This is a genomic window from Roseburia sp. 1XD42-34, assembly GCF_009917385.1.
In the GTDB taxonomy this organism is placed as follows: domain Bacteria; phylum Bacillota; class Bacilli; order Bacillales; family Amphibacillaceae; genus Virgibacillus.
Map to the genome: position 1 here is coordinate 44,345 of NZ_QWLJ01000005.1, position 21,303 is coordinate 65,647.

At 37.8% G+C, this 21,303-nt stretch carries 19 protein-coding genes; all 19 read right to left on the bottom strand.

Annotated features, from left to right (window positions below):
* Complete coding sequence (gene yqfD, locus D1839_RS03590; RefSeq protein ID WP_120378638.1) at positions 1–1,209, bottom strand: sporulation protein YqfD; 1,209 nt, start codon at positions 1,207–1,209, stop codon at positions 1–3.
* Positions 1,193–1,501 (bottom strand): sporulation protein YqfC, encoded by a 309-nt coding sequence (yqfC, locus tag D1839_RS03595; RefSeq protein WP_050353107.1) that lies wholly within the window; start codon positions 1,499–1,501, stop codon positions 1,193–1,195. Before yqfC ends, yqfD begins: the two co-directional genes overlap by 17 nt.
* A gap of 470 nt (positions 1,502–1,971) precedes the next feature.
* Positions 1,972–2,490: a hypothetical protein gene (locus tag D1839_RS03600; protein ID WP_120378637.1), complete on the bottom strand. Its 519-nt coding sequence runs from the start codon at positions 2,488–2,490 to the stop codon at positions 1,972–1,974.
* Between the two features lie 31 nt (positions 2,491–2,521).
* Complete coding sequence (gene floA / locus D1839_RS03605; RefSeq protein ID WP_120378636.1) at positions 2,522–3,514, bottom strand: flotillin-like protein FloA; 993 nt, start codon at positions 3,512–3,514, stop codon at positions 2,522–2,524.
* Between the two features lie 72 nt (positions 3,515–3,586).
* Positions 3,587–4,927 carry an NfeD family protein gene (locus D1839_RS03610; protein WP_199689937.1) on the bottom strand — a complete coding sequence of 447 codons (1,341 nt, stop codon included), beginning with the start codon at positions 4,925–4,927 and terminating at the stop codon, positions 3,587–3,589.
* Positions 4,928–5,407: 480 nt separating this feature from the next.
* Positions 5,408–5,857, bottom strand: a complete 450-nt coding sequence (locus tag D1839_RS03615; RefSeq protein WP_120378634.1) for a GatB/YqeY domain-containing protein — start codon at positions 5,855–5,857, stop codon at positions 5,408–5,410.
* A 14-nt stretch (positions 5,858–5,871) separates the two neighbouring features.
* Positions 5,872–6,048, bottom strand: a complete 177-nt coding sequence (gene rpsU, locus D1839_RS03620) for a 30S ribosomal protein S21 (protein WP_019377991.1) — start codon at positions 6,046–6,048, stop codon at positions 5,872–5,874.
* Positions 6,049–6,184: 136 nt separating this feature from the next.
* Positions 6,185–6,853 (bottom strand): deoxyribose-phosphate aldolase, encoded by a 669-nt coding sequence (deoC, locus tag D1839_RS03625; RefSeq protein ID WP_120378687.1) that lies wholly within the window; start codon positions 6,851–6,853, stop codon positions 6,185–6,187.
* A gap of 204 nt (positions 6,854–7,057) precedes the next feature.
* A complete protein-coding gene (mtaB, locus tag D1839_RS03630; RefSeq protein WP_120378633.1) occupies positions 7,058–8,410 on the bottom strand; it encodes a tRNA (N(6)-L-threonylcarbamoyladenosine(37)-C(2))-methylthiotransferase MtaB in 1,353 nt (450 codons plus the stop codon).
* The gene (locus tag D1839_RS03635) at positions 8,398–9,168 is read right to left on the bottom strand and encodes a 16S rRNA (uracil(1498)-N(3))-methyltransferase (RefSeq protein WP_120378632.1); all 771 of its coding nucleotides are present in this window, start codon (positions 9,166–9,168) and stop codon (positions 8,398–8,400) included. Before D1839_RS03635 ends, mtaB begins: the two co-directional genes overlap by 13 nt.
* A gap of 19 nt (positions 9,169–9,187) precedes the next feature.
* Positions 9,188–10,132, bottom strand: a complete 945-nt coding sequence (gene prmA / locus D1839_RS03640; RefSeq protein WP_120378631.1) for a 50S ribosomal protein L11 methyltransferase — start codon at positions 10,130–10,132, stop codon at positions 9,188–9,190.
* A 531-nt stretch (positions 10,133–10,663) separates the two neighbouring features.
* Positions 10,664–11,791, bottom strand: coding sequence for a molecular chaperone DnaJ (gene dnaJ / locus D1839_RS03645; protein WP_120378630.1), 1,128 nt, complete (start codon positions 11,789–11,791; stop codon positions 10,664–10,666).
* 193 nt (positions 11,792–11,984) lie between these two features.
* Entirely contained in the window at positions 11,985–13,823 is a 1,839-nt protein-coding gene (gene dnaK / locus D1839_RS03650; protein WP_120378629.1) for a molecular chaperone DnaK, read from the bottom strand.
* 31 nt (positions 13,824–13,854) lie between these two features.
* Positions 13,855–14,457, bottom strand: coding sequence for a nucleotide exchange factor GrpE (grpE, locus tag D1839_RS03655; protein WP_120378628.1), 603 nt, complete (start codon positions 14,455–14,457; stop codon positions 13,855–13,857).
* Positions 14,458–14,569: 112 nt separating this feature from the next.
* Positions 14,570–15,601 (bottom strand): heat-inducible transcriptional repressor HrcA, encoded by a 1,032-nt coding sequence (hrcA, locus tag D1839_RS03660; RefSeq protein WP_120378627.1) that lies wholly within the window; start codon positions 15,599–15,601, stop codon positions 14,570–14,572.
* Positions 15,602–15,883: 282 nt separating this feature from the next.
* On the bottom strand, positions 15,884–17,038 hold the full coding sequence (gene hemW, locus D1839_RS03665) for a radical SAM family heme chaperone HemW (RefSeq protein ID WP_120378626.1): 1,155 nt from the start codon (positions 17,036–17,038) through the stop codon (positions 15,884–15,886).
* 492 nt (positions 17,039–17,530) lie between these two features.
* Positions 17,531–19,339 carry a translation elongation factor 4 gene (gene lepA / locus D1839_RS03670; protein ID WP_120378625.1) on the bottom strand — a complete coding sequence of 603 codons (1,809 nt, stop codon included), beginning with the start codon at positions 19,337–19,339 and terminating at the stop codon, positions 17,531–17,533.
* Between the two features lie 215 nt (positions 19,340–19,554).
* Entirely contained in the window at positions 19,555–19,854 is a 300-nt protein-coding gene (locus D1839_RS03675; RefSeq protein ID WP_120378624.1) for a hypothetical protein, read from the bottom strand.
* Positions 19,855–19,865: 11 nt separating this feature from the next.
* A complete protein-coding gene (spoIIP, locus tag D1839_RS03680) occupies positions 19,866–21,029 on the bottom strand; it encodes a stage II sporulation protein P (protein ID WP_120378686.1) in 1,164 nt (387 codons plus the stop codon).
* Positions 21,030–21,303: the final 274 nt, after the last annotated feature.

Consider the following 21,303-nt stretch of genomic DNA (forward strand, 5'->3'; position numbering starts at 1 on the left):
TCAATCTCCTTGACGTAAAGGTTGTGTTGCAATAATATTTTCTTCTACACTCATATATAAGTTTAATTTAACTTTACCATTCTCTATAGTTTCATGCAAAACTTTTTCTGAAAGGATGCTTGCTTCACCTAATTCTAATTTTAATTGTTCTTTCGCTTGTGTAATTCCTGCCTCTATTGCTTCTTGTTTTGTCCGTTTCACTGATGTATACGTTTTTTCATGGAGTTTGGTTTCAATTATTTTTACAGGCAAGTCCCATTTTAAAAATCGAAGCTTTGCTTCTTGTTTTTCTTGTTGTATATTCTTAAAATCCGGTGAGCCAAAACCCCATACGGGTATGTTAAAATCACCAAAACCAAGATGGTATTTTTTCTCTTGGTTTCCGGTTAATTGTTCAGAACTTGTCTTTAATGGCACACTTACTTTCACTTCATACCAGGTTAACGCTGTTATATCTCCGTCGGCCGCTACATATTTGATTTTCTTTTTTTCATTTTCTTCTGATTCTTCTTCATCCACCATTTTTCCAGAAACTAGTAAATCACCTTTTTCCACATAATCATGCACTTCTACTTTGGGAACACCCTGGGAAACGTACATTTTCTTGATAATCCCTTTTTTAGCAGCAATTAAGTTTCGAGGTTTTGGTTCTGCTTCTTCTTTAACAACGATTTTTTCTACACCTTCCAATTGAAAGGTTGTCCCTTTTTGATCAATGCCAACCCAAAGCAATTCAGGGACATCGCTTAACAATTGCTGTTGAATTTGCTTTGGAGAGTTAAGTGAGAAAATCCATGAACCTGGCTGGATACCGTATTCCTTCAATTGTTTACCTATTTTTTCCTCAATGTCTTTAGGCACACCGGTTATTTTGACATCCCATACGATATTAGACAAAATAAACAGAAATAAACAACTTAATATAAATGCAAACAGCAGTTCTTTTTTTCTTAAGTAACGACGAATGATAAACGGAAATCCTTTTCTATCAATGAATTTAATTTTATAATGCATACCTCGTCGTAGCCCTTTTATATATTTTGTATCCTTGAGGCTTATCGTACCTTGACACGCTTGATTACTTGTCTTCATTACATCCCATATCCGTATTCCATGACTCGTACAGTGCTGAAAAAACAGTTCCGGTCGATCGCCAGTTACAACGATAGTTACAGCTCCAGCTGCATTAGGTTTATTTTTTTGTTTCATATCCTTCTCCTCCATCTGGAATAAAGGTTATATCTCTAATCGTTCCTTCTAACAAGATCTCTTCAGGTAACATGAGCTTTAAAACAAAGGCTGACCCTGTAATTCGTATATAGCCTTTGTTGGCCTTAAGTTTTAATTCTGTATCTGAATAGCTCGCCAAGCCTTTATGATTTTCAATATAAACATGCAATTGACCAATCACCGTAATTCTTGGCAGTTCAAGTAATACATCTGAAGGAAGTGCAAAAGACTTCGTTAACCATGGTCGAATTTGTTGATGCCATTTTTTCACAAATGCAGCCCCCTCTCACCTATATATTTATGATTCATCCACACAATTAAGAACAATGAAAGAAAAGCTCTTAGAGAAAGACAGAAGAGAAAATGGGAGCACGTCATGTATGTTATAGAAGTATGGAGTGGTGGGAGAATTTCCTTGAAAGCTATATTTTTTAAAGCCCACGTAGCAAACGTATGTGTTGCTACAAAAAACTATTGAAATTAACAGCAGAACAAAGGCGCAGAGCGCCCGGTTAGCAACGTAACGAACGGAACGAAAGTTTTAGGAATCATGGTGAGGTGACGAAACGATGATGCCTTATTGGAGGGCGCATTTCTAAAGTCGCATCGTTGCTAGGCTCATGCACCGGACGTGTATATTCGGTTATTTCGTTATCCACAAGTACCTCTTTCTTTAGTTTCCTATACAATAAAAAAGCCAACTGTACTTGTTTGCTGTACAATTGGCTTCCATGATAATTATTAAATTTGCTTCCTTTTCATTTGGTCAGAAAGGATACTGCGATAAGGGTTCTTAGCTCTAGGTTTACCTAATACTTCAGCCATGATAATCCCATTAACTAACCCTTCTTGCGTCAAATTATTAGCAACCTGACGCTTCAGCTTTTGCTTGTGTAGGTGCTTTTTTCCATCATGCCGCTTGGTTTGAATGGACTTAGCATGCTGCTGAAATTCCTCCAACGGCGCTTGCAAATTTGTTCCTATTTGCCTTGCTAACTGCTCCATTTGCTCTTGTTTTTGTTCGGAAGCGGACGCTGTTGAAAAGGAGTCTCTTGCGCGTTCTTGACGTTTCATAGGGTTGCTTGGTTTCTTGACAGTCCCTCCCCCAAAAGGCGGAACTGGCTTATTCGTAGGCTTAGAGTGTTTGCTTTTCTCTTCTTTGTCCCTGCTAAAAGAATCTTTAAAGAAACCAATAATTCCCGCAATTACTGCAAAAATGATAAAAGCATTGCCAAAAATAGCTTCGAAGAGTTCTTCCATATAACTCCCCCTTTACTTGTCGCAATTTTCACTATTGTTCGTGATCATCATTACCGTTCCCGGAAAGTTTGCCAATAGAATCTCGCATATCTGTATCTGCATCGATATTTTTATAATTCATATAATCCATAACACCAAGGTTTCCAGAACGTAGCGCCTCTGCTAAAGCCAATGGTACATCAGCTTCTGCCTCCACCACCTTAGCACGCATTTCTTGTACTTTAGCAAGCATTTCTTGTTCTTGCGCAACAGCCATTGCACGACGCTCTTCTGCTTTCGCTTGCGCGATGTTTTTATCCGCCTCAGCTTGATCAGTTTGCAGGATTGCACCAATGTTTTTACCAATGTCTACATCCGCAATGTCAATCGACAGTATCTCGAAGGCTGTACCTGCATCTAAGCCACGATTTAAAACATTGTGAGAAATCGAATCTGGATTTTCTAGCACTTCTGCATGTGTATGTGAACTACCAATTGTACTTACAACACCTTCTCCTACACGAGCAATCACTGTTTCCTCACCTGCACCACCGACAAGACGGTCGATGTTAGCGCGCACCGTAATTCTTGCCTTTGCTTTCACTTCAATTCCATCCATTGCAATACCCGCAATAAACGGAGTCTCAATTACTTTAGGATTAACACTCATTTGAACGGCTTCTAGTACATCACGACCAGCCAAATCAATCGCCGCTCCTCGTTCAAAAGGCAATTCAATATTTGCACGGTGAGCTGCAATCAGAGCATTTACAACCCTGTCTACATTACCACCTGCTAAATAATGGCTTTCAAGCTGATTCGTTTTTACGTTTAGTCCAGCCTTATGCGCTTTGATCAGCGGATTAATAACCCGATTGGGAACAACTCGACGAAGTCTCATCCCTATTAATTGAAAAATACCCACCTTTACACCTGCTGCTAAAGCGCTAATCCAAAGCATTACTGGAATAAAAGTAAATAAGATAGCTACAGCAATTAAAATAACCGCGATAATAATTAACGGCATTATACTTTGTAAGTCCATCTAGTTTCCTCCTTATTATTTTTGATATATTGTAAAACTTATTATTCGTCGGAAGTCCGATACGAACAGAAGTTAAACGTCCTCTGAAGGTATTTGCCGTACAACAATACGTACGCCTTCTACTTTTACAATTTTAACTTTTTCATTTTCATCGATAAACCGTCCCTCTGAAATGACGTCTAAACGTTCCTGATCAAAAACAGCTGTACCAGCAGGGCGTAATGGTGTAACAGTAATTCCTTCCAAACCTATTAGCTCTAAGCGATTTACCGAAGACACATACCCCAGTTCTGTTGTCGTTTGGTCCTTAAGTATAATATGGCGAAAAATACCTTTATCCATTCCCATTCTGCGGAAAAGTATAATGGAAACAATGAATGATAGCAAAAACGCAATCCCAATACTCATGGACATATGACCAATATCATATCCTGACATAAACAAAGAACCAATAATTGCACCTGCTCCAAGCAAGCCTAATATACCACCAGGAACAAAGAATTCAGCAATAATGAGACCTATCCCTAATATAAGTAAAATAACAGCTTCCATACCAGCTAAACCAGCTACGATATGTCCGTAAAAAAATAGCACAAGCGAAATGAGCCCCATGATTCCGGCGACGCCAAATCCAGGTGAGTATAGTTCTACAACCAGACCAAGACTTGCAATCGATAATAAAATTGGGATGACAACAGGATTGGTTAAAAATCTGGCTACTTCTTCAGCCAAAGTTGGTTCCTTTTCCATAACCGTTGCATTTTCTAAACCTAATCGCTGCAGAAGATCATTCCTATTATCAACGGTGCCTTCAGAATACCCGACTTCTAATGCTTCAGATGGCCCTAAAGTTAAAAACTTACCTTCACCTGCATTTAATTCTGGTAGCTCTATAGACTCATCGGCCATTGCCATCGCGTATTTTGGATCCCTTCCTTTTGATTCTGCAGCGCTTTTCATCGCAGCTATCCAAGCTGATTGAGCTTTTTCATCCGCTGCATTTCCGTCAGATGTTATTACACCACTCGCTCCCATAGTAGCCTGCGGACGCATGTAAATCGTATCTGTATTTAAAGCAATATAAGAGCCTGCTGATAATGCTCGATTGACAATAAATGAAGTCGTTGGAACATCTAGATCCTGCAAAATAGTTGCAATCTCTCCAGCCGAATCGACTCTGCCCCCTGGCGTGTTAATTTCAAAAATAATATGATCTGTGTCCTCTTCTAAAGCCTCCTTAGTTGCTCGATCCAGAAATGCTTGCAACCCTCTTTCAACTTCTTTTTCTATTGGGATGATATGAACGGTTTTATGATTCGCATCATTTGCGGATACACCAAATTCAACATAGAATATAGTAATTAAAATCGTACTTAAAAAAATCATATATGTAAACAGTCGTTTAACTGCCAATTGCATTCACCTCCTTCATGATGTACTATGCTATACGCATATTTCTCAATAAAGGTTTCAATTTAAAGTAAATTTATTAAAATATACCATAAATAATTCAATGACACTATCTCTATAGAACCTTTGATCTTCTTCGGATTGCAAGGAATTATCAACATCTAAAAAAGCAATTAACAAACCATTTTACTTCATTATTCTTTACCTATCAAGCTCTTTAGAAACATTTTTTGAAAGTATTTCCAATTTTATTGTTGTTTATTCTCACGGGCGTATAGTCCCTTTCTTGATGTTATCTAGTATGGAAATACAAACGTTAAAAATGGATACATTGTAGAGCTAATTAATTACGAGACCTGGTGGACACGTATACTTAGAAATACATATAACGTCGTTCTCCTACCTTGAATAGCCGGTAGTATTTATAAACCTCTTCTTATTAAGAAGAGACCCTAATCAATCGATTGACTAGGGTCTCTTTTTTTAGTTACTTAACTGTTTTTGTACAAGTTTGTTAATTTGTGAACCATCTGCTTTACCTTTTACTTTAGGCATAATCGCACTCATAACTTTTCCCATATCTTTTTTGGAAGTTGCATTCACTTCTTCAATCGTTAACTGAACTATTGCCTCTAGCTCTTCATTCGTAAGCTGTTTTGGCATATATGTTTGCAGAATATCTAATTCTGTTTCAAGTTGTTGCACAAGGTCATCGCGTCCAGCTGATTTGAATTCTTGGAGGGAATCTTTTCTTTGTTTAACTTCTCTCGACAAGATTGTCATTTCTTCGTCTTCAGATAATGGATCTTTTCCAAGCTTAATGGTTTCATTCTGTATAGAAGCTTTTACCATGCGAATTACACTAAGGGTAATTTTATCTTTGTTCTTCATCGCCTGCTTCATATCTTGGTTTAATGTTTCGAGTAATGTCACTGATTACACCCTCTTTAGAATTTACGCTTTCTAGCAGCTTCAGATTTCTTTTTGCGACGCACACTTGGTTTTTCGTAGTGTTCACGCTTACGATATTCCTGCAATGTACCACTTTTGGATACACTACGCTTAAAGCGACGAAGAGCATCTTCAAGAGACTCGTTTTTACGAACGCGAGTTGTATTTGACATGCTAATTTCCCTCCCTCCGAAGCACAAAACAGATTGTACTAGCATATGATTTTCAATTCACATGCTTTTTAAAGTATAATATAATCCTTTATTTTGGTCAACTGATTGTTTCCAAACAAACCATAATTTATACATATTAATATCCACTGCTGCCCTGCTCACCTTTTAGAATAGACACACCTGCGCTTGCGCCAATCCTTGTTGCACCAGCTTCTATCATTGCTTTTGTCGTTGCTAAATCACGAATACCACCAGAAGCTTTTACTCCCATATCCGGCCCCACCGTTTTGCGCATTAAACGAATATCTTCAACGGTTGCACCACCACCAGAAAATCCTGTTGATGTTTTTACAAAGGCAGCACCTGCTTGCTTCGCTAGTTGGCATGCTTGTACCTTTTCTTCTTCTGTTAATAAAGAAGTTTCAATTATTACCTTTGTAAGTGCTTGACCTTCTGTCGCTTTCACTACTGCTTCTATGTCTTCGAGAACCGTTTGTTTATCTCCGGATCTCAATGCACCGATGTTAATAACCATATCTACTTCTGTCGCACCATCCTTAATGGCTTGCTTGGTTTCCTCCACCTTTGCGAAAGTAGAAGTAGCTCCTAATGGAAAACCAATGACTGTACAAACCTTAACTGATGTTGCTTTTAATTGTTCGAAACAGTAAGGGACCCAATATGGATTAACACACACAGATGCAAAGTTATGCTCTTTAGCTTCCTCCACAATTTGAGCAATTTTTTCTTTTGTTGTTTCTGGCTTTAATTGCGTATGATCAATATATTTTGCTAAATTATCCATCAAATTCATTCCTTCCTAACATAGTTGTACGTACCTCTTTGAATATCATAGCATTTATTGCAAAAGAAATCTAATATGGTCCCAGAAAAGAGTTTGTTCAAACATTGTGGAAAAAAATGGATTGTCAGATTAATTCCATAAGAAAGCCGGCAAAAGTGAACAGGCTTTTTTTAGAAAGTATTTGTTCACGAATTGCCGCGTAAATTAGTTGGCACTCACTTTACCATATGCTGTTTCATCTAGCACTCTTACAAATGTTGCTTGATTAAGCGGGTAATCTGCTTTCGTTATTTTAACACGCACGAGCTTTCCAATCATATCTGGCGTACCAGAAAAAGCTACTTTTAAATAATTATCTGTATATCCAATCAAATGATTTGGATGTTGTTCGTCCTGAGAATGTTCTTCAGGTATTACTTCAAGTACTTCATTTTCGTAGTTTGAAGCATATTCCTTAGCTAACTGCTCTGATAATTCAATCAGTTGATGGACACGGTTATTTTTAACCTCATCATCAACTTGGCCCTCCATCCGAGCAGCTGGAGTACCTGTTCTGCGAGAATATGGGAATACATGGAGTTCAGAAAAACCAATTTCCTTAATAAAATCATATGTTTCTTGAAATTCTTCGTCCGTTTCCCCTGGAAAGCCGACAATAACATCAGAAGTTATTGCTAGCCCTGGTAGTGCTTTTTTCAATTTCATCACTTTTTCCTTATAATAGGAACTTGCATATTTACGACGCATTCTCGCTAATACCGAATCTGATCCCGATTGTAATGGAATATGCAAATGCCTGACAACCTTTTCGGACTGATCTAACACTTCCACGACTTGATCAGTAATTTGACTAGCTTCAATAGAAGAAATACGGATTCGCTTTAACCCTTTGACTTTGGATTCTAAATCGCGCAAAAGCATGGCAAAATTATAATCTTTCATATCTTCACCATATCCTGCTGTGTGAATACCTGTTAATACAATTTCTTTATACCCTGCATCTACAAGCTTTTGTGCTTGTTCAATTACATTTTGTGGGTCCCTTGAACGTAATAGCCCACGTGACCAAGGGATAATACAAAAGGTACAGAAGTTGTTACAGCCTTCCTGAATTTTCAAAGATGCACGAGTACGATCAGAAAACTCAGGGACATCCATTTCCTCAAAGACTCGATTTTTCATGATATTAGAAACGCCATTTACCGGTTCTTTTGATTTTTTATGCTGTTCAATATAACTGATCATATGCTTTCGATCTTGTGTACCTACAACTACGTCTACCCCTGGTATTTCCATGATTTCTCCTGGAGAAGTCTGGGCATAGCAACCAGTAACACAGACAACAGCTTCTGGATTTTTGCGGATTGCTCGTCGAATAACTTGCCTGCTTTTTTTATCACCTGTATTTGTCACCGTACACGTATTAATCACGTAAACATCTGAATTACGATCAAAATCAACTCTTTCATAACCATGTTCCTTAAACATGTTCCATATACCTTCTGTTTCATAATGGTTTACTTTGCAACCTAATGTATGAAAAGCTACTGTTGGCATGATGAACACCTCATTTCTTCAAAGTGGTACGATATACTAGCTAACGTATATAGTGCAGCGGTTTCTGTCCGTAAAATCCTTGGTCCAAGCCGTATTGCTTGAAATTCATTTGCTTTTAAAAGTTTCACTTCTTCATCTGAAAATCCGCCTTCAGGGCCAATGCATACAAGTAGACTTTGTTCTTTCTCAAGTCTTGCTAATGCCGAACCCAATGACTGATGTTGTTCTGATTTAGCTTCCTCTTCGTAAGCGAACAAAGCGAAGTCATAGTCTTTTGCAGCTTCTATGATTTCAGAAAGATCCTGACAAGGGTCTACTGATGGAATTTTATTGCGGTGGCTTTGCTCGCTAGCCTCTTTAACAATTTTATGCCATCGTTTTACTTTCTTTTCTTTTCGCCTTTCTTCCCATTTTACAATGGATCTAGCGGCTTGAAAAGGCAAAAATCGATGTGCGCCTAGCTCTGTCCCTTTTTGTAAAATCCATTCCAGCTTGTCACCTTTTGGTAGTGCCTGTGCAATAGCAATATCTACAGGTAATTCTGCATGATGAGTTAACCAGTTAACAATATCGGCATAAACAACCTGATTGTCTAAAAATGTGATTTGACAAATTGCCGCTTGTCCATCTGGATGATTACAAATAATCTCATCCCCTGCCTGAAATCGCATTACACGCTTCATATGGTGCACATCATCTCCGGTAATCTTGATCGTTTTCTCAGACCATGTATGTGCAGGTACAAAATAACGTTGCAATAGTTAACACCTTCTTCTACTATTGATTCGGTTTTAATGCAACAATGGAAACCCAATCTTCTAATTCGTTGACTTGAATGATCTCAAAACCTTGTTGCTCCAAATGTTCTTTTATCAATTGCTTTTTACTCTGTGTAATCCCAGATGTAATAAAATAACCACCAGATTTCAATCGCTCCCAAGCTTCTCCAATGAACCGCACAATCACTTCAGCTAAAATATTGGATACAATAAGATTCGCTTCCACCTTTACATGGTCCAATAAATTATTTTGCTTTGCAGTTATTTTTTCCTCTAAGTGGTTTAATTTTGCATTTAACACCGTACTCTTTACAGCTACATCGTCCAAATCATACGCATAAACGCGCGAAGCACCTAATAGTGCTGCTGCAATACTTAACACACCAGACCCTGAACCTACATCAATTACTGTATCATTTTTATGGAGAAATTGCTCTAATGCCTGAATACTTAATACAGTTGTTGGATGTGTACCAGTACCAAAGGCCATACCTGGATCAAGTTCAATAATGATTTCATCTGTATCTACAGGTTGATAATCTTCCCATGTTGGCGTAATGGTAATCCGTTTCGATATTTTCACAGGTTTGTAATACTTTTTCCAAGCAGTGGCCCATTCTTCTTCATGGACTTCACTTAAGGTGATCTGATTTCTACCTAAATCGATATCATATAACATTAAGTTGTTGATTGCTGATTTTATTTCTTCCACCGTTTCACCTAAAAAACTGTTGATAGGAAGATAAGCCTTAATATAAACCCCTTCCTCTGGGTATTCTTCTGGGTTTAATTCATATATTTCCCCATAAATAGAAGGATGTTCCCTCTCTAAATCTAATGCATCTTCAATTACAAGACCACTTGCTCCATTTTCATGTAAAATATTCGATATCGGTTCTATAGCTTCATTTGTCGTGTGGATACAAAGTTCAGACCATTTCATTTTGAATCACCCTTTTCTCATTTAACAAAGGTCCAAGCGCCCGTTTAGCAACGTATCAACTGGAACGAAGCAACTAAGGTTTTAGGTAACATGGTAAGGATACGTACCAATGATGACTTACTGTAGGGCGGATTCGTGAAGTTACCTAGTTGCTGGGCGCTTAAGCCGGACGTGACTATTCCGTTTTATCGTTATCCCAAAGCCAACATTTTTATACTTTCTTATCTGTTAAAGAAAACTTGGCTGGTGCCAAGTCTCCCATGTAATCGCCCATGTTTAGCTTTTAGTAAAATGGTACAAAGTATTTTTTCACCTATCAGTGGTTGCTTGCTAACATATAAGTGTTTCCATCTTTCAAGTAGTAATGTATGAATCACCCCTGAATGGAAAACTTATTAGCAGCGTAAACTATTTAAAACAACTAATTACTCTGCGATGAGGCTTGTGCTTAAAACTATTTTTACATAATAATTTGTTGGGTGAATTACATTTATACGAACCCATTATGTATACGGTGTGAGAAACACACCGTTATTCACTTTTGAATGCTTTCTTAAATCGTTCAAATAAGGAACTATCTTGTTCATCTGTTGCATCATTGCCACTGATATCATTAAATTCTCGTAACAATTCCTTTTGGCGATCGGTAAGCTTCGTAGGTGTTATTACTTTTACTTTAACATGTTGATCTCCATGACCGTAGCCCCTCACATTTGGCGCACCTTTACCTTTCATGCGAAAGACTTTACCAGATTGAGTTCCTGCTGGTATTTTTAGTTTTACTTTCCCATGAACCGTTGGCACTTCCACTTCATCTCCAAGCGCTGCTTGCGCGAAGGTTAACGGCAGTTCACAGAAAATATGGTCTCCTTCTCGCTGGAAGAATTCATGTGGTTTAATATGCACAACAACAAATAAGTCTCCTGGAGGCCCCCCATTAATACCAGTTTCTCCTTTACCTGATACTCGAATTTGTTGACCTTCATCAATTCCAGCTGGTATGGAAATATGAATTTTGCGGCGCTTTTTCACTCTTCCAGTACCGCCACATGTGGTACATTTTTCTGGGATAATTTTACCTGAGCCATTACAATAATGACATACTCTGCGATTAACAACCTTACCAAATGGTGTGTTTTGCTCCATATTTAATTGGCCTGAACCGTTACAATGCGAGCAGGTTTTCGCTTTCGTTCCGGGTTTTGCCCCAGAACCTGAGCAAGTATCGCATGTCTCTTCCTTAGGAATCGTAATCTCGGCTTCCTTACCAAAAATAGCCTCTTCAAATTCCAACTCCATCGTATATTGTAAATCGGCTCCTTGCTGTGGGGCATTTGGATCTCTTCTACGCCCGCCTCCACCAAAAAACATATCAAATATATCGCCAAAGCCACCGCCGAAGTCTTGAGCCCCGCCAAAGCCACCGAATCCTTGACTTTGAGGTCCAGCATGTCCGAATTGATCGTACTGCGCCCGTTTTTGTTCATCACTTAACACTTCATAGGCTTCTTTGGCTTCTTTAAATTTATCTGCCGCATCCGCTTCTTTATTCACATCCGGATGGTATTTTCTGGCTAATTTACGATATGCCTTTTTTATTTCATCCTTGGAAGCACCTTTTTCGACTCCAAGAATTTCATAGTAGTCTCGTTTACTCACTTGATCACTCTCCCCGATACACACTTTTGCATAGCTCTTATCTTACCACCATATATATGCATGTGGCAAATATGCGCAAACGATAAACGTGTAAAAAGTCAAAGCCAAGAGGAACCTGACTTTGACTTTTAATTTACAGGATGATAATGGAAGAAATGAACTGCCACTTTCCTTTATCTTCCTGTTCTAATGTTTACTTTTTATCCTTACCTTCTTCATCATCTACTTCTTGATATTCCGCATCAACGACATTATCGTCACTATTTGATCCTTGTTCACTTTGTTGAGCTTGTTGTTGTTGCGCCATTTGCTCATACAATTTAACCGATAGTTGTTGTACTTGCTCCTGTAACGCTTCTTTCTTTTCTTTAATTTTTTCAATGTCGTCCGCTTCTAACGCAGATTTCAATTCATCTTTTGCTGCTTCTGCTTTTTGTTTCTCATCATCAGAAACTTTGTCGCCAAGATCTTTAATTGTTTTATCCGTTGTAAAGATTAACTGATCTGCTTCATTGCGCAATTCAATCTCTTCACGACGTTTTTTATCTGCCTCTGCATTTTCTTCAGCTTCTTTAACCATACGTTCTACTTCTTCATCAGAAAGACCAGAAGAGGATTTAATCGTAATTGATTGTTCTTTATTTGTTCCCAGATCCTTAGCGCGAACATTAACAATTCCGTTAGCATCAATATCAAACGTAACTTCAATTTGTGGAACACCACGTGGTGCTGGTGGAATATCCGTTAATTGGAAACGACCTAATGTCTTGTTATCTGCCGCCATTTCGCGTTCACCTTGTAAGACATGAATATCAACGGCTGTTTGATTATCAGCAGCTGTTGAGAAAATTTGCGAATGACTTGTTGGGATTGTAGTATTACGTTCAATTAATTTAGTTGTTACGCCACCCATTGTTTCAATACCTAAAGAAAGTGGAGTAACGTCTAATAATACAACATCTTTCACGTCCCCTTGAAGGACACCACCTTGAATAGCCGCACCAAGTGCAACAACTTCATCCGGGTTTACACCTTTTGATGGTTCTTTACCAATGACACGTTTAATTGCTTCTTGAACAGCAGGAATTCTTGTTGAACCACCGACTAAAATAACTTTATCAATATCATTTGATGAATAATCAGCATCCGATAAAGCTTTACGAGTAGGTACCATCGTACGCTCAACAAGATCTGAGGAGAGTTCTTCAAATTTCGCTCTTGTTAATGTCATTTCTAAGTGTAATGGACCAGCTTCTCCTGCTGTAATAAATGGTAAGGAAATTTGTGTTTGCGATACTCCGGAGAGTTCTTTTTTCGCTTTTTCCGCTGCATCTTTCAAACGTTGCGTAGCCATTTTGTCCTTTGATAAATCAATACCATTTTCTTTCTTGAATTCTTGTACCATATAGTCAATGATAACTTGGTCGAAATCGTCTCCACCTAGACGATTATCTCCAGCCGTAGAAACAACTTCAAATGTACCGTCACCAATGTCTAGGATAGAAACGTCAAAGGTTCCTCCACCTAAGTCATATACTAAAATCGTTTGATCTTCATCTTCTTTATCGATTCCGTAAGCCAATGCAGCAGCTGTTGGTTCGTTAATGATACGCTCTACTTCCAAACCAGCTATCTTACCAGCATCTTTCGTTGCTTGACGCTCAGCATCGTTGAAGTAAGCAGGGACTGTAATAACAGCTTTTTCAACCTTCTCCCCTATATAGTCTTCAGCATAAGATTTAAGATGCTGAAGTACAATAGCTGAAACCTCTTGTGGTGTATATTCTTTATCTTCAATTTTCACTTTATAATCTGTTCCCATATGACGCTTAATAGATTGGATCGTGTTGGGATTTGTAATTGCTTGGCGCTTTGCAACTTCACCCACTTGTCTTTCTCCATTCTTAAACGCTACAACAGAAGGAGTTGTACGGTTACCTTCAGGGTTTGGAATTACGACAGATTCGCCACCTTCCATTACTGCGACACAAGAGTTTGTTGTACCTAAGTCAATACCGATTATTTTACTCATAGTTATTTCCTCCCTTAACTAGCAAAAACGATTATTTTGTTACTTTTACCATTGCTGGACGAATTACACGATCTTTTAATATATAGCCTTTCTGCAACTCTTCTACAACAGTGTTCGATGGCTGATCCTCATCTTCTACTTGCATAACAGCATGATGTATGTTTGGGTCAAATTCTTTCCCAACTGCTGGAATCTCTTCTGCTCCTTGTGAAGCTAGCGCCTCTTTTAATTGGTTATAAACCATAGAGATACCATCAATAATACTTGCAGTGGCTTCTGTTTTTTCGACTTGCAAAGCACGCTCAAAGTTATCTAAAGCAGGTAACAATTCTTGAATTAAATCCTGTGATTGATATTTACGAGCTGCTTCACGCTCTTTAATCGTACGCTTTTTAAAATTGTCATATTCAGCTTGAACTCGAAGTAATTGTTGATACATTTCCTCTTTTTCTGCTTGTAATGCATTCAATTTTGATTGTAATTGTGAAATATCCTCTTCACTGTCATTCGCTTCTTCTGTTTCCTCTTTATCTAAAACTTCTACAGATTCAACTGTTTCATCCTCCACTATCTCTTCGTTAACGTTATTCTCTTCATCAGTAGTCGTGTTTGTCTGTTTTTCCTGTTCCTCCACGCCTGACACCTCCTATTTAAACTAACCATCATACACTATAACACGTTGAGCCTCAGAACGAAACAGTGGGGTTTTATGAGCTGCTCATCCTAGACGCGTCTAGCTTTATGAATTAATTTTCATCTTTGTACCTCATATACAATACGTCTGTCATTTCATGAGAAAGAATACTTAATAATGAAATCACTTTACGATATTCCATTCTTGTTGGACCAAGCAACGCGATCGTTCCCATTTGCCCCTCACCTAAATGGTAAGCAGCAGTAATTAAGCTTAAATCCTTAATGGCATCAACATCATTTTCCCTACCAATGGAAACTTTAATGCCATCATTGGATTGCTTTAATAAATTCACTATTTCTTCTTCATTTTCAATCATCGTGTAAAAAGCTCGAATCTTATTCACATCATTGAATTCAGGTTGCATAAGCATGTTAGATTTTCCGCCGATATATAATTTGACTGGGTGATCTTGTAGAAATGCACCTTTTAGGTGTTGATATGACTTATCTAAATCAGAAACATACTTCTGCATCATCGCATCAATTTCTGCATTAAATTTTTCAGCCAACTGCAATATCGGAACGCCATGTAGCTGATCATTTAAAATGTTGACCATTTTCTCCAAGTCAGAGCTATTTATTTCCTCAGGAATTGAAAATGAACGATGCTCAACATGCCCCGTATTTGTAACAAGTATAGCAACAGCAGTATTGGCTGATAATGGTATGATTTGAATTTGCTTTAATTTTGTCTCAAAGATTTCAGGTCCCAATATAATAGATGTATAATTGGTCAACTCTGATAATACCTCTGCAGACATTTGTACAATTTGCTCAAACTCAAAAAAACCATCTTGAATCATGTGCTTTATCACATTGCCTTCTTTCTGTAAAATACTTGGCGAAATAAGATGGTCCACATAATAGCGGTACCCCTTTTCAGAAGGAATACGACCAGACGATGAATGAGTTTTCTCAAGAAACCCCATATCTTCTAAGTCAGCCATTTCATTGCGGATGGTTGCAGCACTATATGGAATCACTTCCTTCTTTGCAATAGCACGTGAGCCAACTGGATGTGCCGACTCGATGAAATCATCAATTATGACTTGTAAAATTAATAACTGCCTTTCTGTTAACATGATGATCACCTCTGTTAGCACTCATTCCTTTCGAGTGCTAATGCTAATATTAAATTATCAAATCCACTTTTTTTTGTCAATAAAATGGCATGCGTGAATACAATCTTTTTATGGAGATAAAAAACTAATCCAGTATAGAATGGGATGGGAGGGTTAATGATGCTGTTTATAACACGAGAAGCTATACAATTGTTCCGTCTCATTAACTGCAAATAACATATTAGTCATAATAAAATAGCCTGTATGTATAAGGCTACACACAGACTATTTGGTTATTCTTCCCTAGTGGATTACCGTATCTTCGAGTAAAAACCTTTCAAATACCTCATTAGCTAATATTTTTCCTTCTTCTGTTAATGCGACCTTATCTTCTTCTTCCATCAGCCAGCCGCGACGTACCAGTTCTTTTATCGAGGAACGATATAGCTGATCCATGGAGAGACCGAATTTATCTGCAAATTGGTGTTTGCTCACGCCCGCCATTCTGCGTAAACCAAGAAACATCTCTTCTTCGATTTGCTCTTTTTTGCCAATAACATCCACATGTAAAACAGGTTTACCGTCCTTTTTTGCTTGTTTCATATACGCAGGTAATGGTCGGATATTGCCATAGCGCTTCCCAGGTAAGTATCCATAAGCACCAGCTCCAAACCCGTAATAGAAATCATTATTCCAGTAGGCTAAATTATGTTTACTTTCAAAACCTTGTTTAGCAAAATTACTAATTTCATATTGGTGTAACCCATTTTTTTCTGCCGTTGCTTTTAATATGTCATACATTTTCACTTCATCCTCTTGCGGAGGTCGAGGTAGTTGTCCTTTTTTATAACGCTGATAAAAGACCGTCTTCGGTTCAATTTGTAACGCATATGTTGAAAGATGTGGCAGATTTAAATTCATTGCCCTAGCTAATGAATCTTGAAAGTGCTCAACGGTTTGGTTGGGGAGAGAATAGATTAAATCTGTGCTAATATTACGAATGCCGTAATTTTGCAATAATGACACGGTATTGTACACATCTTTAACAGTATGGATCCTACCTAGCGTTTTTAGCATCGCATTATCAAACACTTGTACACCTAAGGATACTCGATTAACCCCATAAGCTTGTAATAGTTCAACCTTCTCTTTACTAAAGTCACCAGGGTTTGCCTCAATCGTAAACTCTTCACATGCGTCAAGATTAAATTTTCGTGTGATATGACTTAGCACAGCTTCCAATTGCTGAACGGTTAAAGCAGTAGGTGTTCCTCCTCCAATAAATATCGTCCTCACGTTCATTTGTTCTTCCTGTACATAAGTAGATATTTCTTGTTTTAACGCTTCAATATAATCGTTTGCTAGCTGTTCATTATAAAAGAATTTCGTAAAGTCACAGTAATGACAAATTTGCTGACAAAACGGAATGTGGATATAGACAGATTGAATAGATGTCATAAAATACTCCTTCATGGAAAACAAACTTTATTTAGAGAGATGACATGTACTTCGAATAAGTTAAGTCAATCCGACTAGTAAAGTCATCATTTTTATATATCGTTTATTAATGGCTTTAATACCTCAAATACAAGATATACTAGCCACCAATACCGATGTGATACAAATACATATAAAATGTAAACTTCATGGAGTAGGAGTTTTCCTTCCCCTACTCATAAAAATAGTACAACGACTAACCTCTATCGTTCACTGGAAAAAGCAGCACACCTTTTCTGTGTGTCCCACCTTGTTTGATCGACATTTTGTCAAATCGAGCGAATCGGAAATTTAGCTGCGGTTATTTCTCGCTTTTACTTCTTCATATCGCTACGACTCTTAATTCGGGGTTCTCGTATTCGAGAAATAATAAATTTTAAAAACGTTCTACCGCCAAAGCCGATTATGACGGCATTACGGCAGCAGAACGCTCTATATAGTTTTAATCAAACTTTAATTATCATCCATTTCCAAAACAGCCATAAACGCTTCTTGAGGAACTTCAACGGAACCAACCATCTTCATCCGTTTTTTTCCTTCTTTTTGTTTCTCTAGTAGTTTCCTTTTTCTGGAAATGTCACCACCATAGCATTTGGATAGAACATTTTTTCGCATCGCTTTAATGGTGGATCTAGCAATAATTTTGTTGCCAATTGCCGCTTGTACTGGAACTTCAAATTGCTGTCTCGGAATAAGTTCTTTTAATTTATCAACAATATGCTTACCACGTTCGTAAGCAAAATCTCGGTGAACAATAAACGATAATGCATCAATCGTGTCACCATTTAACAAAATATCCATTTTCACTAACTTAGAAGCTCTGTAGCCAATTAAATCATAGTCAAACGAAGCATATCCCTTTGTTTGTGATTTTAACTGATCAAAGAAATCATACACAATCTCTGACAACGGAATATGGTAAATTACATTAACACGAATATCGTCTAAATATTCCATGTCTATAAACTGACCACGCTTCTTTTGCGCAATTTCCATCACTGCACCAACATATTCATTCGGAACCATAATGGTAGCTTTTACGTATGGTTCTCTCACTTCTTTAATCTGCTGTGAATCAGGCATGAACGATGGATTATCAATTGTTATCGTTGTTCCATCTGTTTGTTCTACTTCATAAATAACACTTGGGGCTGTGGTGATTAGGTTGATATTAAACTCTCTTTCAATTCGCTCTTGAATGATTTCCATATGCAATAAGCCTAAAAATCCGCAACGAAAACCAAAACCTAAAGCTTGCGATGTTTCAGCCTCATATTGTAAAGAAGAATCGTTTAATTCTAAACGCTCTAATGCTTCACGTAAATCATTATAGTTTTTTGAATCGACCGGATACAACCCGCAAAAGACCATTGGATTTAAACGCTTATAACCAGGTAACGGCTCTACGGCTGGACGTTCGACTAATGTAATCGTATCTCCAACTCGGGAATCACCTACATTTTTAATCGATGCTGTTAAATAACCAACATCCCCAACAATCAATTCATCCTTCGTTACTGGTTTTGGTCGAAACACTCCTAATTCATTTACTTCGAATTCTTTACCGGTAGCCATCATCTTTATTTTATCGCCAACCTTTAAAGAACCTTCTTTAATACAAACATAAGCTACAACACCACGATACGGATCATACATGGAATCAAATATTAAAGCTTTTAATGGTTCTTCAGGATCTCCAGCAGGGGCAGGTATCGCTTCAATGACTCGCTCCAGAATTTCATTAATCCCGATATTCGCCTTCGCAGAAGCTAAAATAACATCATCTTTATCAATACCGATAACATCTTCAAGCTCCTGTTTCACGCGTTCTGGATCTGCGCTAGGTAAATCAATTTTATTAATTACCGGTATAATTTCCAGATCATTATCTAATGCCAAATAAACATTGGCTAGCGTTTGTGCTTCAATTCCCTGTGCTGCATCCACTACTAAAATGGCGCCTTCACAGGCGGCAAGACTCCTTGATACTTCATATGTAAAATCAACATGCCCAGGTGTGTCGATTAAATGAAATAGATAATCTTCGCCAGCGTTACTTCGGTAATTTAGCTGCACTGCATTTAATTTGATGGTTATACCTCGTTCTCTTTCCAAATCCATTGCATCAAGCAGCTGATCTTTCCTTTCTCTTTCCGTAATGGCTTTCGTATGCTCTAAAATACGGTCAGCCAATGTAGACTTCCCGTGATCAATGTGAGCGATAATCGAAAAATTACGCACATTTCTTTGAATTTCTGTCATTAATGATGTTCACTCCTACTTTTTCTACCAATATCTTTTAGTAGAAAACCTAAATTATCGACGACAATGACTAGGTTAGATTATAGCAATAGAATCAATGATATTCAAGAACAATGATACAGCTAATTCATCGTGGCGCCACTGGTGCACGAGCTAGACGAAGATCGTTTTAAAAATCCTGTATTAAACAACAAATTTGTTTTTTACCATGCTGGCTAAAAAAACAGCTCGGCGATTTGATGTAAAATCGTCACTACAGCTTCAAAAAAACTAGTAATACCAGCTTCTAATACGGAAGCTGTTTTTTCAGTTGCCGGTGCAGGCATCTCAGGTTGTGTGGACAATGCCTCATGCTGCCCATCGGGAGCCGGTTGTACCTCTTTTTCAATCGCATGCTCATCTGTTTCCGTTAAAGTTGTCGGGACAATGCCCTCCTCTCCACCATTATTACCGTAAACAACCCCAGCTAAAAAACAAACCGCTAATAATAGTAATACAATAACAGCACGAGTCATTTCTACACCTCCTAAGATGACGCATCCACTTTCTCTGCGTCCCAATACATTTCGCTAAATACATCCGCAAGTGCATCAGCAGAACGATATAGTTCGTCTAAATGATTTTCAACTCCACCAAATTCAAATAACAATGCATTTTCGGATAAATCCTGATTGAAAATACCATTCGTACCTGCGCCTTTTTTGGTATATACTCCTCTACTCAAGCCTGGATATTTTTCTTCTAGTAAATAATGTAAGTTTGTTGCCAACTTTTGGTTTTCTTCATAATCCGCGTGTTCTGCACCAACAACAATCATAAGCCTAGCATAAGATTTACCATTAACTTTTGTGGTCGTCTTATCTCTACTAATGGAATCACGGTGTAAATCAAACGCATATCGCATATGTTTATTAGCTGCAAACGCTTCTTCCACAACCTGCCTAGAGGCTTGATAGGATTTGCCATAGTCCCAATCCTTTTTATTCAATTCATGCATGATATCGGTATCTTCTACTATCGTTCCAATACCATTATCTTGCAGCGATTCTGCTAAACGGTCACTTACCTTTGTTATATTCACTTCTTTATGATGTGCCTGATTAGGGTCTGTTACCTCTGGTAAATGAGGTAGAAAAGATTCCCGATTATGGGAATTGTATATATAAACAACTTGTTTATCACCAGTTGTCGGTGTAGCTTGTTGCTGTTTTTTAGCTTTTTTATCTTTTTCTGTTCGTTCTTCTTCACTTTCCTCTAGAACAGCTTTTCTTTCTTTTAAAACGTCTTCCAATGGAGGGGATGACTCTACTGGAAAATTCGTAAAATCAGTACCTTGCCCTGCTACAATCATTTGATTATCGAAATTAGAAAATCCAGGTATTTCATTTCTTAACAAGCTACGCGGATCATTTGGCTTTAAATTAGTTGTTATTTGAAATAAAGTCTTCGTTACGTCAGGCTTTGCTTTATCCGCTAGAAACCCTTCATGAAACGCACGATTTTCTAAACGAAGCAGATAGTAAAAAAAGGAACTATCTATATCGCTTGTCCACTCACTAATCATCTCTGATGACAGCCGGTATGCTGGTTTTATAGCTGTCATAGTTGCTATGAACAAAAAAAGTAATATAAAGCCAATGATATACATACTGCTTCTTGGTAAGAGAAACCATAGCGTTTTTGTTTTCATTCTTTCACCCCTTCTTAAATCACCACTATCGTTCGAAACGTATTCGTATAAAAGCATGAATGAAGCATCCTTTTTTATATTTTTTATTCATGGTGATAAGCTGTTTTACAAAAGTCTACTTGCTTGGAAAAGCGTGAAGACTGTATCCAATTGCTACGCCTATACACTTTCTTTTGGCAGAACGCCCACAATAGTAAGCATATGAAACTAAGGTAGGCTTTCATTAATTTAAGGTATGTTATATTAAAATGTAGACCTTTATCCTCCGTTTAAT

Coding starts and splice junctions, on each gene's coding strand:
- prmA (WP_120378631.1), bottom strand. CDS start 10,132: ATGAAATGGTCTGAACTTTGTATCCACACGACAAATGAAGCTATAGAA.
- lepA (WP_120378625.1), bottom strand. CDS start 19,339: ATGACAGAAATTCAAAGAAATGTGCGTAATTTTTCGATTATCGCTCAC.
- spoIIP (WP_120378686.1), bottom strand. CDS start 21,029: ATGAAAACAAAAACGCTATGGTTTCTCTTACCAAGAAGCAGTATGTAT.
- dnaK (WP_120378629.1), bottom strand. CDS start 13,823: ATGAGTAAAATAATCGGTATTGACTTAGGTACAACAAACTCTTGTGTC.
- rpsU (WP_019377991.1), bottom strand. CDS start 6,048: ATGTCAAATACAACTCGCGTTCGTAAAAACGAGTCTCTTGAAGATGCT.
- hemW (WP_120378626.1), bottom strand. CDS start 17,038: ATGACATCTATTCAATCTGTCTATATCCACATTCCGTTTTGTCAGCAA.
- deoC (WP_120378687.1), bottom strand. CDS start 6,853: ATGGATAATTTAGCAAAATATATTGATCATACGCAATTAAAGCCAGAA.
- yqfD (WP_120378638.1), bottom strand. CDS start 1,209: ATGAAACAAAAAAATAAACCTAATGCAGCTGGAGCTGTAACTATCGTT.
- floA (WP_120378636.1), bottom strand. CDS start 3,514: ATGGACTTACAAAGTATAATGCCGTTAATTATTATCGCGGTTATTTTA.
- D1839_RS03600 (WP_120378637.1), bottom strand. CDS start 2,490: ATGGAAGAACTCTTCGAAGCTATTTTTGGCAATGCTTTTATCATTTTT.
- D1839_RS03675 (WP_120378624.1), bottom strand. CDS start 19,854: ATGACTCGTGCTGTTATTGTATTACTATTATTAGCGGTTTGTTTTTTA.
- hrcA (WP_120378627.1), bottom strand. CDS start 15,601: ATGTTAACAGAAAGGCAGTTATTAATTTTACAAGTCATAATTGATGAT.
- mtaB (WP_120378633.1), bottom strand. CDS start 8,410: ATGCCAACAGTAGCTTTTCATACATTAGGTTGCAAAGTAAACCATTAT.